Origin of the sequence: Kitasatospora sp. NPDC127060, assembly GCF_042724935.1 — a bacterium.
Lineage (GTDB): Bacteria > Actinomycetota > Actinomycetes > Streptomycetales > Streptomycetaceae > Kitasatospora.
In genome coordinates this window covers 1-15,713 of record NZ_JBHXEG010000132.1, presented here as the reverse complement: position 1 = coordinate 15,713, position 15,713 = coordinate 1, and the positions used below count along the sequence as shown (strand labels likewise).

The window sequence follows — 15,713 nt, the reverse complement described above, 5'->3', positions numbered from 1 at the left end:
GTCAGACCCGCCCGCACCAGACGCGGCACCGACACCACACCCCCACGCACCGCGACCTGCGGCTCCTCCCCCGCACCCACCACACCCAACAACGCCGAAGCCTCCGGCGAACCGTCCACATCCACCAGCACGAACCGCCCCGGATGCTCCGACTGCGCCGAACGCACCAGACCCCACACCGCCGCAGCGGCCGGATCCACCAACCCCTCCCCGACCGAACCCGACACCGCGCCACGCGTCACGAACACCAACCGACGCGAAGCATCATCCGACGCCAACACCCCCTGCACCGAGGCCAACACCCCGTGCACCGCAGCCCGCACACCCCCCGACGTGTCCACCTCCACCAACTCCACCGAACCGGACCAGCCACCCCCCTTCCGCGGGTCGGCGAGGGCCACCCAGTCCAGTCGGAAGAGGGCATCACCGGCCGGGGCGAGCTGTCCGGCGGACAGCTGCCGCAGGGTGAGCGAGTCGACGGTCACGACCGGCAGGCCGCGCTCGTCCGTCGCGGCCAGCGACACGGCTTCGTCGCCCGCCGGGACCAGCCGCACCCGCAGGGCCGAGGCGCCGGCGGCGTGGAGCGTGACGCCGCTCCAGGCGAACGGCAGTCGCGCGGCGCCGTCCTCGGGCAGCAGCGCCCCGACGCCCATCGCCTGGAGGGCGGCGTCGAGCAGCGCCGGGTGCAGGCCGAACCGGCCCGCCTCCTGCTGCTCCCGGTCCAACCGGACCTCCGCGAACACCTCCGCACCACGCCGCCAGGCCGCCCGCAGGCCCTGGAACGCCGGACCGTAGCCGAAGCCGGCCACCGCGCGCTGCCGGTAGAAGTCCGCGAGGTCCACCGGCTCGGCGCCGGTGGGCGGCCAGGTCTCGTCCGCGACCGGGATCCCCTCCGGCCGGGCCCCGGCTTCCCGGGCGACGACACCCTTGGCGTGCCGGGTCCACTCGCCGTCCGTCCCCCGGGCGTAGACGGTGACGGTCCGCCGGTCGGTGCCGTCGGCCCCGTCGACGGCGACCTGGAGCTGCAGTTCGCCCTGCTCCGGCAGGACCAGCGGCGCTTCGAGCGTCAGCTCCTCCAGTCGACCGCAGCCGACCTGGTCCCCGGCCCGGACGGCCAGCTCCACCAGCGCGGTTCCGGGCAGCAGCACGACACCGTTGACGGCGTGGTCGGCCAGCCACGCCTGGGAGCGCAGCGACAGCCGCCCGGTGAACACGAAGCCGTCGGACCCGGCCAGCACCACCATCGCGCCGAGCAGCGGGTGGCCCACGGCCTCCACACCGGCGGAGGCGACGTCACCGACGCTCTCGCCGGCCTCCAGCCAGTAGCGCTCCCGCTGGAACGGGTAGGTCGGCAGGTCCACCCTCGCGGCGCCGGGGAGGACGGCCGCCCAGTCGACGCCGGTGCCGCGGGTGTGGACCTCGGCGACGGCGCGGCCGAGGCCGCGCACCTCGTCCGTGCCGCGGCGCAGCGCGGAGCTCCAGCGGGCGGCGGCGCCGTCCGGGGTGTCGGCGAGGCAGAGCTGTCCCATGGCGCTCAGCACGCCGTCGGGGCCGAGCTCCAGGTAGGTGGTGACGCCGTGGGCGTCGAGGGCGCGGACGCCGTCGTGGAAGCGCACCGCCTCGCGGACGTGGCGCACCCAGTACTCGGGGGCGCTCAGCTCCTCGGCCGTGGCGATCCGGCCGGTCACGTTGGAGACGATCGGGATGGTCGGGGGGCGGAAGTCCAGTCGTTCGACGACGCTGCGGAAGCGGTCGAGCATCGGCTCCATGCGCGGCGAGTGGAAGGCGTGGCTGACCCGCAGCCGCTTGGTGCGGCGGCCGGTGAGCCGCTGGGCGAGGGCGTCGATCGCGTCCTCGTCGCCGGAGAGGACCACGGCGGCGGGGCCGTTGACGGCCGCGATGTCCGCGCGGCCCTCGAAGCCGGCGAGCAGCGGGCGGACGTCGTCCTCCGCGGCCTCGACGGAGAGCATGGCGCCGCCCTCGGGCAGCGACTGCATCAGCTTCCCGCGCGCGGCGACGAGCGCGCAGGCCTGCGGAAGCGGCAGCATGCCGGCGACGTGCGCCGCCACGAGCTCTCCGATGGAGTGGCCGAGCAGGACGTCGGGGCGGATGCCCCAGCTCTCGGTCAGCCGGTAGAGGGCGACCTCGAGGGCGAACAGACCGGCCTGGGTGTATTCGGTGCGGTGCAGCAACTCGGCGTGGGCGCTGTCCTCCGCCGCGAAGGCGACCTCGCGGACGGGGGTGTCGAAGTAGCGGTCGAGTTCGCGGCAGGCCGCGTCGAAGGCCTCGGCGAAGACGGGGAAGGAGCCGTACAGCGCCCGTCCCATGCCGGGCCGCTGGGAGCCCTGTCCGGTGAACAGGAAGGCGGTCCGCCCGCCGCTGCCCGCGCTGCCCCGCACGACCGCGGCGGAGGGGGCGCCGGAGGCGAGGGCGAGGAGCCCGTCGCGGATCTCCGTCGCGTCGGCGCCGAGGACGACGGCCCGGTGGTCGAAGGCGGTGCGGGTGGTGGCGAGCGAGAAGCCGAGGTCGGCGAGGTCCGCGGTGGTCTCGGTGCCGGTGAGCCGGGCGGCGAGCGCGGCGGCCTGGTCCCGTACGGCTTCGTCGCTGCGGGCCGCCAACGGCAGCGCCACCAGCGGGAGTTCGGGGCAGTCGGCGGGCTCGGCGGGTTCGGCGGGCGAGGCGGGTTCGGCGGGCGAGGCGGGCTCGATGTCGTCGGCGGCCTCGACCGGGGCCTGTTCGAGGACGACGTGGGCGTTGGTGCCGCTGATGCCGAAGGAGGACACGCCCGCACGACGCGGACGGCCGGTCTGCGGCCAGTCGGTCCGCTCGGCCAGCAGCCGGACGGCGCCGGCGGTCCAGTCGACCTGCGGGCTCGGCTCGTCCACGTGCAGGGTCTTGGGGAGCACGCCGTTGCGCAGCGCCATCACCATCTTGATGACGCCGGCCGCGCCCGCGGCGGCCTGGGTGTGCCCGAGGTTGGACTTGACCGAGCCGAGCCACAGCGGCTGCCCGCCGTTGCGCTCGCGGCCGTAGGTGGCGAGCAGCGCGTGGGCCTCGATCGGGTCGCCGAGCGTGGTGCCGGTGCCGTGCGCCTCGACGGCGTCGACCTCACCGGCCGTCAGCCCGGCCTGCTCCAGGGCCTGCCGGATCACCCGCTGCTGCGAGGGGCCGTTGGGCACGGTCAGCCCGCTGCTCGCGCCGTCCTGGTTGACGGCCGAGCCGCGCAGCACGGCGAGCACGGGGTGCCCGTTGGCCCGGGCGTCGGAGAGCCGCTCCAGCAGGAACAGGCCGACGCCCTCGCCCCAGCCGGTGCCGTCCGCGGCGGCGGCGAACGGCTTGCAGCGGCCGTCGGCGGCGAGCCCGCGCTGCTGGCTGAAGTCGACGAACAGGTCGAGGGTGGACATCACGGTGACGCCGCCGGCCAGGGCCAGGGTGCACTCGCCCTGGCGCAGGGCCTGGGCGGCCAGGTGCAGGGTGACCAGCGAGGAGGAGCAGGCGGTGTCCACCGTCACGGCCGGTCCCTCCAGGCCGAGGGTGTAGGAGATCCGGCCGGAGGCCACGCTGCCCGCGTTGCCGCTGCCGGCGTAGACCTCGACGCCCTCCGGGAGGGTGTCCAGGCGCGCGGCGTAGTCGTGGTGCATGACGCCGACGTAGACGCCGGTGCGGCTGCCGCGCACGGACGAGGGGTCGATGCCGGCCCGCTCGAAGGCCTCCCAGGAGGTCTCCAGCAGCAGCCGCTGCTGCGGGTCCATGGCGAGCGCCTCGCGCGGGGAGATGCCGAAGAAGCCCGCGTCGAACTGGTCGGCGCGGTCGAGGAATCCGCCCTCCCGGACGTAGCTGGTGCCCTGCTGGTCCGGGTCGGGGTGGTAGACGGCCGCGGTGTCCCAGCCGCGGTCGTCGGGGAAGGGGCCGACCGCGTCGCGGCCGTCCAGGACGAGCTGCCACAGGTCCTCGGGGCTGGTCACGCCCCCGGGGTAGCGGCAGCTCATCGCGACGATCGCGATCGGCTCGGCCGTCTCGGCCTCGTGCAGCCGCTTCTTGGTCTGGTGCAGTTCGGCGGTCACCCAGCGGAGGTGGTCGAGCAGCTTCTCTTCGTTGGTCATGACGTCCGGACTCCAGTCGATCAAGAAAGTGACACCTGTTCACGGGGGCGGCTCGCGCCCCCGTGAACGTCAGCGGCGTGCGATACCCGTGTACTGCTCGGCGAAGGCCGTCGCCTCGGCGGTGGATGACAGCAGGCGCTCGAACCGCGCCCTGCGCAGCCGGCGGTCGAAGACCGACTCGTCCGGCGCGGCGTGCATCAGGGTGGTCATCGAGGCCGAGAACTGCTGGCCCTGCCACGCCCGGGCCACGGCGGTGGCCGAGTAGTCGTCCAGGGCCTCCCGCCGGCCGTGGGCGTACCAGCCGGTGAGCGCCTCGGCGAGGTGCCGGGCGTCGGCGACGGCCATGTTGAGCCCCTTGGCGGCGCTCGGCGGGACGATGTGCGCCGCGTCGCCGACCAGGAAGAGGCTGCGGTACTGGAACGGCTCGGCGACGAAGCTGCGCAGCGGCACCATGACCCGCTCCGTGATCGGCCCGGTCGGCAGGGTGCCCTGGCCGCCGGTGAGCCGGAGGTCCAGCTCCCGCCAGATCTCCTCGTCGCCGCGGTCGTCGACGCCCTCGCCGGGCGGCACCGACAGGTAGAGCCGGCTGACCGTCTGCGAGCGCATGCTCTGCAGCGCGAACCCGCGGTCGCCGACAGCGTAGATCAACTCGGGCGACAGCGGCGGGGCGGCGGCCAGCACCCCGAGCCAGGCGAACGGGTAGGTCAGCTCGTGGCCGACCAGCTCCGTACGGGGCACGGCCCGACGGCTGACCCCGTGGAACCCGTCGCAGCCCGCGATGAAGTCGCAGCTCAGCTCGGTGAGCTGACCGTCGATGGTGCAGACGACGCGCGCACCGTCCGCACCGACCGACGCGATCCGCACGTCGTCGACGTCGAAGTGCGGACCGGGCTCGTCGCCGTGCGCGGCCAGCAGGTCCTTGACGACCTCCTGCTGGCCGTACATCCACACCGAAGCGCCGCAGAGCTCGGTGAAGGGCATCCGGTGCACCGCGCCGTCGAGGCGCCACTCGAAGCCCTCGTGCACCAGGGCCTCGCGGTCGAGCCGTTCGCCGACCCCGGCCTCGCGCAGGACCTCGACCGTCCCCTGTTCGAGGAGTCCGGCGCGGATCCGCTTCTCCACGTGGGCGCGGCTGCGCTTCTCCAGGACGACCGAGTCGATGCCGTTCAGCCGGAGCAGTCGGGCGAGCAGCAGGCCCGAGGGCCCGGCCCCGATGATGCAGACGGGGGTGTGCAGCGTTCGACCCGGTGCGGCCCCCGGTGAGGTCGGCGAGGTCGGTGAGGTCGGCGAGGTCGGCGAGGTCACCGTCCGACCTCGCCCGAGGCCGCGACCCGCACGTCGGCGGTGAGCCGGACGTCCGCCGAGGAGGCGCCGACCTGGACGGTGCGCAGGCCGGCACCGACGGTCCAGGCGCGGGCGTCGGTGTCCCAGTACTCGAAGCTCCGGGCGGCCAGCTCGACCTCCACCCGGGCCGACTCGCCCGGCTCCAGCCGGGCCGAGGTGTATCCGGCGAGGGCCCTGGGCGCCTGGTCGACGCCGGCCTCGGGGGCGGCGCCGAGGTAGACCTGGGCGATCTCGCGCCCGGCCCGCGCACCGGTGTTGCGGATGGTGAACCCGACCCGCAGCGTGCGGCCCTCGGCGGCCAGTTCGAGGTCCTCGTACGCGAAGGTGGTGTAGCTGAGGCCGTGGCCGAACGGGAAGAGCGGTTCGTCACCGTTGCGGTCGTGCCAGCGGTAGCCGACGAACAGGCCCTCGCTGTACTCGACGCGGCCGTCGGCGCCCGGGTAGCGCAGCGGGTCGCCGGAGACGGAGGTGTGGTCGGCGTCCACCGGGAAGGTCTGGGTGAGCTTGCCGCTCGGGTTGACGTCGCCGAACAGCAGGGCGTCGGTCGCCTCGGCGCCCATCTCACCCGGGTACCAGACGTCCAGGACGCCGGCGACGAGGTCCCGCCAGGGCATCGGCACGGACGAACCGGTGTTCAGGACGACGACGGTGTTCGGGTTGGCCTTCGCCACCGCGGTGACGAGCTCGTCCTGGAGGCCGGGCAGTCCGAGTTCCGGACGGTCGATCAGCTCGGCGAGCTCGTCGTAGACGAAGACCAGCGCGGCCTCGGCGTCGCGGGCCGCCTCCGCCGCCTCCTCGATGTCGGTCCGGGCCTGCTGCGGGGTGACCCAGCCGAGGGTCAGCTTGACCGGGTTGCTCGGCACCGGCAGGGCCGACAGCACCAGCTTGTAGCTGCCCGGTTCCAGGTCGAGGGTCATGCCCGCGGTGTCGCCGAAGGAGCTGCCGGCGAAGACCCTCGGGTGGCCCTCCAGGTCGATCGCCGCGTAGCCGCCGAGCGCGGTGACGGCGATGCGGTAGCGGCCGGGCGTCTCGATGGTGAGCCGGCCCTCGTAGAAGTAGTTCGGCTCGGTCGAGGGGCCCGCGGGCACCTCGCCCTCGCGGAACGGCGGCTGCAGCGCCGACTCGGGGATCGGGCGGCCGGCCGGGTCCTCACCGACGCGGAACGCGACCCGGTCCTCGCCGAGGCGCTCGCGCAGCACGTCCAGGGGGGTACCGGCGGCCTCGGGCACGACCAGCGCGCTGCCGACACCGGCGGTCTTGGGCACGGCCGCGGCCAGCCCGATGACCGCGAGGCCCTTCTCGCGCAGCCGGTCCTCGCTCAGCGGCAGGACGCCGCGGGGGTTGTGCAGCAGCACGGAACCGGCCTGGGCGACCTCCAGGGCCAGGGCGCGGCCGCGCTCCGCGTCCCGCTCGACGGCGGGGCGCCCGGCGGGGTCGAGCAGGCCGAAGCGGGCCATCTGGCCGAGGATCCGGGCGACGGAGCGGTCGAGGACCTTCTCGTCGATCCGGCCCTCGGCGATCGCCTCGGCCAGCGGTGCGCCGAGGTGCTTGCCGTCGGGCATCTCCTGGTCGAGCCCGCGCTCGATGGCCGCGGTGTCGTGCACGGCGTCCCAGTCGGACATCACCCAGCCCTCGAAGCCCCACTCCTCGCGCAGCAGGGTGTCGAGCAGCGGCGCGTTCTGGCAGCTGAAGTCACCGTTGACGCTGTTGGTGGCGCCCATCAGGGCACCGGCGCCGGCTTCCACCACCGACTGGAAGGCGGGGAGTTCGATCTCCCGGAGGGTCCGCTCGTCGACGCGCACGTCGACGACCATCCGGTTCTCCTCCTGGTTGTTCGCCACGAAGTGCTTCGGCATGGCGATGACGCCCTGCGACTGGATGCCGACCGTCACGGCCGTGCCGATCGCGGTGACCAGCAGCGGGTCCTCGCCGTACAGCTCGAAGTTGCGACCGCCGTACGGCTGGCGCAGCACGTTGAGCATGGGGCCGATGAGGACGTCCTGGCGCTTCGCGAGGGCCTCGTGGCCGAGGAACTCACCGTAGCGGGCGGCGAGTTCGTCGTCGAAGGCGCAGGAGAGCGCGATCGGTGCGGGCAGCGCGGTGGTGGTCTTGCGCTTCATCCGCACACCGGCGGGGCCGTCGGTCATCCGCAGCGGCGGGATGCCGAGCCGCGGGACGCCCGGGATGTAGCCGGACTGGCCGAGCTTCTCGGGGTCGTCGGCTCCGTGGACGAAGGAGAGCTTCTCCTCCAGGGTCATCTCGGCGATCAGGGCGTGGACGTCGACGGGGGCTTGCGTGGTCATGCGAGTTCACTTCCGTTGGTGTCGCTGGGGGCGGCGGCCGGCACGGTGGCCCGGGGCCGGGGGGCGCGCAGGGCGCGGGCGGGCGCGCTGGCCTTGAGGAGCATCTCGTCGTACTCCTCGTCGGGGTCGGAGTCGAGGACGATGGCCCCGCCCGCGCCCAACTGCCAGTGCTCACCGGTGCGGACCATCGTGCGGATGACGATGTTGAGGTCGGCGCTGCCGTTGCAGGCGAGGTAGCCGATGGAGCCGGAGTAGATGCCGCGGGCCCGCTGCTCCAGGGACTCGATGATGTCCAGGGTGCGCAGCTTGGGCGCGCCGGTCATCGAGCCGCCGGGGAAGCAGGCGCGCACGCAGTCCATGGTGTCGGCGTCCGCCTTGAGCGTGCCGCGGACGGTGGACACCAGCTGGTGGACGGTGGCGTAGCTCTCGGCCGCCATCAGGACCGGGACCTCGACGCTGCCGAGTTCGCAGACCCGTCCGAGGTCGTTGCGCAGCAGGTCGACGATCATCAGGTTCTCGGCGCGGGTCTTGGCGCTGGAGACGAGCTCCGCGCGGGCGGCCTCGTCCTCGGCCGGGGTGGCGCCGCGGGGGGCGGTTCCCTTGATGGGTTTGGCCTCGGCCACCCGGTCGGCGGTGATCTTCAGGAAGCGCTCCGGCGAGGAGCAGACCACGTCGATGCCGTCGAGGTGCAGGTAGGCGGCGTACGGGGCCGGGTTGAGCCGGCGCAGCCGGCGGTAGGTCTCCCAGCCGCCGTCGGTCGCCGGCACCTCGGCCACGTTGGTGAGGCAGATCTCGTAGCTCTCGCCCTGGAGCAGGTACTCCTGGCTGGCCTTGACGTCCGCGACGTAGTCCGCGCGCTGCTTGGTGAGGTACGGCTCGACGGAGGCGGCGGGGGCGGCGGCGGGCTCGGGGAGGCTCCGGAGGCCCTCCAGCGTCTCCGCGGTCCCGGCGAGCCAGGTCCGCGCCGCGGCCCGGGTGGTCCCGTCGGTGGAGAGCGCCAGCAGGTAGGTGCGGTCCTGCTCGTGGTCGACGGCGAGGAACCGGTCGGCGAACAGCCAGACGGCGTCCGGGGTTTCGGCGGTGTGGCGGTTCTTGGAGCCGCAGTCGGCCTTGAGCTCGTAGCCGAAGTAGCCGACGTACCCGCCGGTGAAGTCGAAGGGCAGTGGCGGCGCGTCCACCACCCGGCGCTCCGACTCCCGCTGGAGGTAGTCGAAGACGGTCCCGGCGTGGACGGCCGGGGCGGCCGGCCCGTCGACCACGACGGCGCGCTCGTCGACACGGTAGCGCACCGTCTCGGCGAGCGGGCCGGCGGCGTCCCCGAGGAAGGAGAACCGGGACAGGCCCCGCTCCACCCGGGCGCTGTCGAGCCAGAAGGCGTTGGTGGAGCCGGAGTAGAGGGCCTCGAACGCCGCCTCGGTGTCGACGGCCCGGTCCAGCTCGCGGACCTGGACGTGGTACCGCTGCTGCCCTGCCGGGGCCTGCTCGTGGGCGGACGCCCCCGGTGCGACGGACGGCGCGGCGAAGGACCGGCGCCGCCCGGCCGCCGTGGTGAGGTCGCGGAAGTTGGCCATCATCCGCAGCCCGTACTCGGTCTCGATGGACTCCGGGTGGAACTGCACGCCCCAGCGGGGCAGCCGCCGGTGCCGCAGCGCCATGATCACGCCGTCCTCGGCCCGGGCGATGGCTTCGAGGTCCTCCGGCAGCGGCTCGGCGACGCACAGCGAGTGGTAGCGCACGGCGCCGAACTCCCGGGGGATCCCGGCGAAGAACGCGTCGCCCTGGTGGGTCACCCGCTCGACGTGCCCGTGGCGGGCCTCCGGCGCCGGCACCACCCGGCCGCCCTCGGACACCGCGAGGCCCTGGTGGCCGAGGCAGACGCCGAGCACCGGGGCGCTCGCCCGGCGGAGCACGTCGAGCGAGATGCCGAAGTCGCGGGGGCGGGCCGGGTGGCCCGGGCCGGGGGAGATCACGATGTTGTCGAACCCGTCCAGGTCGGGGAGTTCGGCCGCGTCGTTGGTGACGACGACGGGCTCCTCGCCGTTCACCTGCCCGAGGAGGTGGAACAGGTTGTAGGTGTACGAGTCGTAGTTGTCTATCAGCAGCGTCCGCACGGTCTCATTCACTTCGCGCTGGAGGGGGTGGAGTGGCCGGTGAGCCGGTCCAGGTGGTCAAGGCATTCCTGTGGCCGGTCGGCCGGGACGAGCCGGGCGAGGTGGCCGTCGGGGCGCACCAGGGCGATCAGCGGGAGGGGGCCGAAGCCGGCCCGCAGCCGGGCACGTCCGTCGTCGGTGAGCCGGGCGAGGTCGTGCACGGCGGTCCGCTCGCCGAACGCGGCGCGGGCCCGCTCGGTCACGGCGGTCCAGTTCTCCGGGAGGCCCTCGCCCGGCCACAGCAGGGCGGTGTGCGCGCTCCGGTCGAGCACCGGGGAGCCGGGCTCACTGCGGGAGGCGTGGAAGAACGGCACCCGGTCGCCGACGGTCAGTCGGCGCTTCAACTGCGAGCGCCACAAAGGTTCTTCGGATTCAGCATAGCTCAGTCCGAGCTGACTCATCAGGGGGGCGGCGACCTTCCGCAGGAAGCCGGAGCGCTCGGCGGCCACGACCGCCTCGTCACGGCGCGCGGCGTCCTCGGGGGTCTGCGGCGCCGACAGCTCCATCTCGGTACGGATGACGGCGCGGACCTGCTCCACCGCCTGCCGGCGCTCCCGGTCGTAGCTGTCGAGCAGGGCGTCGCTCCAGCCGTCGCGCACCACGCCGGCCAGCTTCCAGCCGAGGTTGACGGCGTCCTGGAGGCCGAGGTTGAGCCCCTGTCCGCCGAGCGGCACCACGCTGTGCGCGGCGTCCCCGACCAGGACCACCCGCCCGTCCCGGAACCGTTCGGCCACGCCGGGCCGTGGGAAGTAGGTGCGCTTCCACAGCGGTTCACCGAGTTCGTACGGGAGGCTGGCGCGCTGCTCGACCATCTCCTGCCAGTCGGCGAGCGGCCGGTCGGACCAGTCCGGCTCGCCGGGCAGCACCACGGTGGCCAGCCGGCACACCCCGTCGGGCAGGTGGACCAGCGGCAGCATCCCGGTCTCGCCGTAGTGGTACTCGACGCCGGACACCGCCGGCCCGCTGATCGGGAAGTCGCCGAGCGAGATGCCGAGCGGGAACGGCAGCCCCGGGTACGGGATGTCGAGCAGGCGGCGGGTGAGGCTGCCGGCGCCGTCGGCTCCGATCAGCCACTGCGGCTCGGCCTCCTCCAGGGTGCCGTCCGCGTGGCGCAGGACGGCCCGGGGCAGCGGCCCGGAGTTGTCGAGCGCGTGGAGCTCGGTGCCGCACTCGACCCGGCCGCCGAGCTCGGCGAGGCGGGCCCAGAGCAGGTCCTCCAGCTCGCGCTGGACGATGCCGAGCCCGAACGGGTAGGCGGTGTCCATGCCGTGCATGGGGACGGTGCCGAGCCGGCGGCCGCGGGAGAAGAAGCTGACGTCGGTCGCGGGGCGGCCACGGGCGACCAGTTCCGCCGCGATGCCGGTCTTCTCCAGGAGTTCGAGCACCCGCGGCCAGATCATCACGGCCCGCGAGTGCGGGTCGCTCTCCTCCAGCGAGGGCTTGCTGTCGATCAGCCGGACCGGAACGCCCTGCTGCAACAGGTCGCAGGCGAGCAGCGAACCGACCGCTCCCCCACCGACGATGAGGATCTCAGGAGTGCTCATCCCGCCACCACCTCTCCTTCCGTGCGGCCCAGGTGCCGCTCGATCGCCTCCGCCGCGGCCACGGCGCCGCCCGCCTCGTGGACCTGCCGGCGCATCCCGGCCATCCGGGCCGTGATCCCGGGATCGGTGCTGACCGTGCGCACCGCGTCGCGCAGACCGGCGGGGGTCACCGCCGCGGGGTCGAGCCGCAGGCCCAGGCCCAGCTCGGCGACCCGGTCGGCGATGATCTCCTGCTCGACCATCTGCGGCACCACCACCATGGGCGTCCCGAAGGACAGCGCCTCCATCGTGCTGCCCATGCCGCCGTGGGTGACGAAGGCGGACGCCTCGTCGAGCACGGACAGCTGGGGCACGCTCGCGTGCACCTCGACGTTCGGCGGCAGCGTGCCGAGCTCGGCGGGGTCGGTCTGCGCGCCGATCGACATGACCACCGAGAACTCGGTGCCCTCGAAGGCCTCCAGGCAGCCGCGGTAGAACCCGGTCGCCCGGTTGAACACCGTGCCGAGCGAGACCAGGACCAGCGGGCGGCCGTCCTCGGCGCGCCGCCACCGCTCCTGCGCCTGTTCCTGCGCCGCCCGGTCGCCGAGGCTCGGGCCGACGAAGCGGTAGTGCGGGCCGAACGCGGCCTGCTCGGGCTGGAACGCCCGGGGCAGGAAGGCCAGGTTGAGCTCCTCCTCGAAGTCCATGAACTCCTCGGTGGCGGTGCCGCCGAGCCCCACCGCGGTCAGGAACTCCCCGAGCCGGCGGTCGAATTCGGCGCCGTTGGCCTCGTGGGCCGCGGAGCGGCCGGTCCGGGCCAGCATCGCGTCCATCAGGGCGAAGCCGCGGCTGGAGGCGATGCTGGGGAAGAACTGCACGGAGCGGCAGCCCCAGCGGCGCGCCAGCGCCCGGCCGACGAACGGCACCGTGTTGTCGTACACGACCAGGTCCGGCCGCCGGTCGGCGAACTGCCGCTCGGCGAGCGCGATCCGGTCCGTGCTGCCGTACAGGAAGAAGAGCGGCAGCGCGCTCAGGTCGTTCTCGGCGAAGGCGCGCGGCGACTGGCCGGAGGAGGTGGCGACGTCGTAGCGGCACACCGTCGCGCCGAGCCGGACGAGCCGTTCCTCGAACTCCTTCGTGGTGAAGTACGTGACCTGGTGGCCGCGCGAGACCAGCTCCGCGACGATGCCGAAGGTCGGCGATACGTGGCCGTGGGCGGCCACACTGAAAAATGCGATATGGGCCATCAGTGTTCCTCAGGGTTTCGACCGGCGGGGCCGGTCAGATCCCGATCTCCCCGTCCAGGATTTCGAACAGCTCCTCGTCGGTGACGTCGTCATGGACGTCCGACTTCTTCGTGGTGCCGCCCAGTCGGGCCAGCAGGGCGCGCAGCCGTTGCTCGGCGTACCGGCCGGTCGCCGAGTCCGGCGCGGCCGCGCGCAGTTGTGCCTCCAGTTCGTCGAGCCCGCGGATCACCGGCTGCGCCGGGGCGTCCTCGCTCTCGCCCAGCTCCTCGTCGAGGTGCCCGGCGAGCGCGGCGGGGGTGGGGAAGTCGAAGACCAGCGTGGGCGAGAGCTTGAGCCCGGTCTCGGCGCCGAGCCGGTTGCGCAGTTCGACGGCCGCGAGCGAGTCCAGGCCGAGTTCGCGGAAGGAACGCTCACCCGGCACCTGGTCGCCGCCGCGGTGCCCGAGCACGACCGCCGTCTGCGCGGTCACGAGGTCCGTGAGCAGCCGTCGGCGCTGGACCGGGTCGGCGGCCGCGAGCCGCTCGGCCAGCCGCTCGGCCGGCGACGGCCCCCCGACCGTTCCCGCCTGCCGGGGCGCCGGGGCCTGCGTGGCCGGACGGTCCGCCCGACGCGACTGCCGGGCCGCGACCAGGTTCCGGTCACCGGACCCGTCCAGCGCGCGGTCGAGCAGCGCCAGCGCCTCCTCGTTGGTCATCGGAACCGTGCCGTGGCGGGCCATCCGGGCGATGGCCTCGGCACCGATCCGACCGGCCATGCCGCGCTCCTCCGCCCACGGGCCCCACTGCAGCGAGAGGGCCGGCAGTCCGAGCGAGCGGCGGTGGTCGGCGAAGGCGTCCAGGAAGCCGTTGGCCGCGGCGTAGTTGGCCTGTGCCGGGCTGCCGTGCACGCCGGCCGCCGACGAGAAGAGCACGAAGGCGTCCAGGTCGTGCCCGGCGGTGACGGCGTGCAGGGCGAGCACGCCCTCGGCCTTCACCCGGACGACGCGGGCGAACTGCTCACGGCTGAGGGAGCCGAGCGCGCCGTCGTCGACGACACCCGCCGTGTGGATCACGGCCCGGAGCGGCCGGTCCTCGCCGAGGCCCGCGACGACCTCGGCGAGCGCGGACCGGTCGGTGACGTCGCAGGCCGCGAGGGTGACCCGGGCCCCGAGCGCGCGCAGGGTGTCGGCGAGTCCGGCGTGCTCCGGGTCGTCCGCCCGCCTGCTGAGCAGGACCAGGTCCGTCACGCCCCGGCGGCGCACCAGGTGCTCGGCGACGACGGCGCCGAGACCGCCGGTGCCGCCGGTGATCAGCACGGCTCCGTCGGCCGCCTCGGACGTGACGTCTTCGGCGGGCTCGGCTTGTTCGGCGGGGCTGAGCTGTGGTGTCAGCAACCGTCCTTCGCGCAGCACCACTTCACGCGCCGGGACTGCCAGGGCCGAGGCCAGCGCGGCCGGCGACCTCGGGTCGCCGTCCAGCTCCACGACCTGGAACTTGCCGGGGTGCTCGGACTGCGCGGTGCGCAGCATCGCCCGTACGGCGCCGGAGGTGGTCCCCGGTTCGCCGGTCACCACCAGGGTGAGGCGGGCTTCGTCGTACAGGCCGCCGTCGATCCACTCCCGCAGCAGGGTCGCGGTCCGCCAGACGGCCTCGACCGCGTGCTCGCCCGACTCGTCCGTGCCCAGCGGACCGGACAGGTCCAGGAAGCGTACGACGGCCTCCGGCAGCAGGAACGAGTCCTCCAGGGCCGCCAGGTCCCGGTGGTGCTCAACGGTGACTCCGCTTCCGTCGAGCACGCGGGTGAGTCCCTCCGGGTCCGCGCCGAGGACCGCGACGGACCCGGCGAAGGTCCCGGCGTCCTCGACCGGCTCCAGGACCCGGGCCAGGAGCTCGGCCCCGGACTCCGCGAGGTCCTGGGGGCGGACCCGTCGCAGCGTCAGCGACTCGACCACCGCGACGGTGCCGCCGGCCTGATCCGTGACGTGGAGCGCGAGTACGTCCTCGCCGATCCGGCGCAGCCGGACCCGGGCCCCGGCCGCTCCGGGCCGGTACACCGTGACACCCTGCCAGACGAACGGCAGCCGGCCGGCCGCGTCCGACGAGCCGGGCGAATCGACGAATCCCGTGTGCAGCGCGGCGTCGAACAGCGCGGGGTGGAAGACGAAGCGCTCCGGCTCCTGCTCGGAGGCCGCCGCGAGGGCCACCTCCGCGAAGACGTCGTCGCCACGCCGCCAGGCGGCCCGCAGGCCCCGGAAGACCGGACCGTAGTCGAAGCCCATGTCCACGGCGCGGCCGTAGGCCTCCTCGGCCGCGACCGGCTCGGCGCCCACGGGCGGCCAGGTGAGGTCGGTGACGGGTTCCTCGCCGTGTTCCTCCACGAGCACACCCGCCGCGTGCGTGGTCCAGCCGCCGTCCGAGTCCGCCGGACGGCCGTACACGGTCACCGACCGGCGGCCCGGCTCGTCGAGCGGCCGGACGACCACCTGGACGTCCACCGCCGAGCCTCCGGACAGCCGCAGCGGCGCCTGCACGGTCAGTTCTCCGAGAGTCGGGCTGCCCACCGCGCGACCGGCGTGCAGCGCCATGTCGACGAAGGCCGTACCGGGCAGGATCGCCGTGCCGTTCACCACGTGGTCGGCCAGCCAGGGGTGCGTACGGACCGACAGCCGCGAGCTGTACAGGACCTCCTCCGAATCGGCGCGGGCGATGCCGCCGCCGATCAGGGGGTGCGCATCCGGCCCCTGCGGCACGCCGGCCGGCCGCGGGCGCGGCCAGTAGCGCTCCGGCCGGAAGGGGTAGCCGGGAAGGCCGGTGGCGCCGGTGACGGGCCCGAAGTAGGCGGGCCAGTCGACGGTGACGCCCCAGCAGTGCAGGGCGCCGAGGGCGGCCGCGAGGGCCTGGTCCTCGGGGCGGTCGCGGCGCAGGAGGGGGGCGAAGACGTGGCCGTCGGTCGCGGTTCCGGTGTCGCTGTCGCTGTCGGTGTCGGTGAGGCAGTCCTGGGCGAGGGCCGTCAGGACGCCGTCCGGGCCGAGCTCGACGAAGCGGGTCGCGCCCAGCTCGGCCGC

At 74.2% G+C, this 15,713-nt stretch carries 6 protein-coding genes and 1 pseudogene; all 7 read right to left on the bottom strand.

Annotated elements, in window-relative coordinates; genetic code table 11:
- Window positions 1-4,103, bottom strand: a pseudogene (locus ACFWIS_RS39000) (type I polyketide synthase); the annotation flags it as partial.
- Window positions 4,104-4,172: 69 nt separating this feature from the next.
- Complete coding sequence (locus ACFWIS_RS38995; protein ID WP_380462797.1) at window positions 4,173-5,408, bottom strand: 4-hydroxybenzoate 3-monooxygenase; 1,236 nt, start codon at window positions 5,406-5,408, stop codon at window positions 4,173-4,175.
- Window positions 5,405-7,750, bottom strand: coding sequence for a glycoside hydrolase family 3 protein (locus tag ACFWIS_RS38990; protein ID WP_380462799.1), 2,346 nt, complete (start codon window positions 7,748-7,750; stop codon window positions 5,405-5,407). Before ACFWIS_RS38990 ends, ACFWIS_RS38995 begins: the two co-directional genes overlap by 4 nt.
- Entirely contained in the window at window positions 7,747-9,873 is a 2,127-nt protein-coding gene (pabB, locus tag ACFWIS_RS38985) for an aminodeoxychorismate synthase component I (protein WP_380462801.1), read from the bottom strand. The genes ACFWIS_RS38990 and pabB overlap by 4 nt, the downstream gene beginning before the upstream one ends.
- Entirely contained in the window at window positions 9,870-11,444 is a 1,575-nt protein-coding gene (locus ACFWIS_RS38980) for an FAD-dependent oxidoreductase (RefSeq protein WP_380462803.1), read from the bottom strand. Before ACFWIS_RS38980 ends, pabB begins: the two co-directional genes overlap by 4 nt.
- A complete protein-coding gene (locus tag ACFWIS_RS38975) occupies window positions 11,441-12,670 on the bottom strand; it encodes a macrolide family glycosyltransferase (RefSeq protein WP_380462805.1) in 1,230 nt (409 codons plus the stop codon). Before ACFWIS_RS38975 ends, ACFWIS_RS38980 begins: the two co-directional genes overlap by 4 nt.
- 34 nt (window positions 12,671-12,704) lie before the next feature.
- A partial coding sequence (locus ACFWIS_RS38970) for a type I polyketide synthase (RefSeq protein ID WP_380524327.1) occupies window positions 12,705-15,713 on the bottom strand: 3,009 nt, incomplete at its 5' end.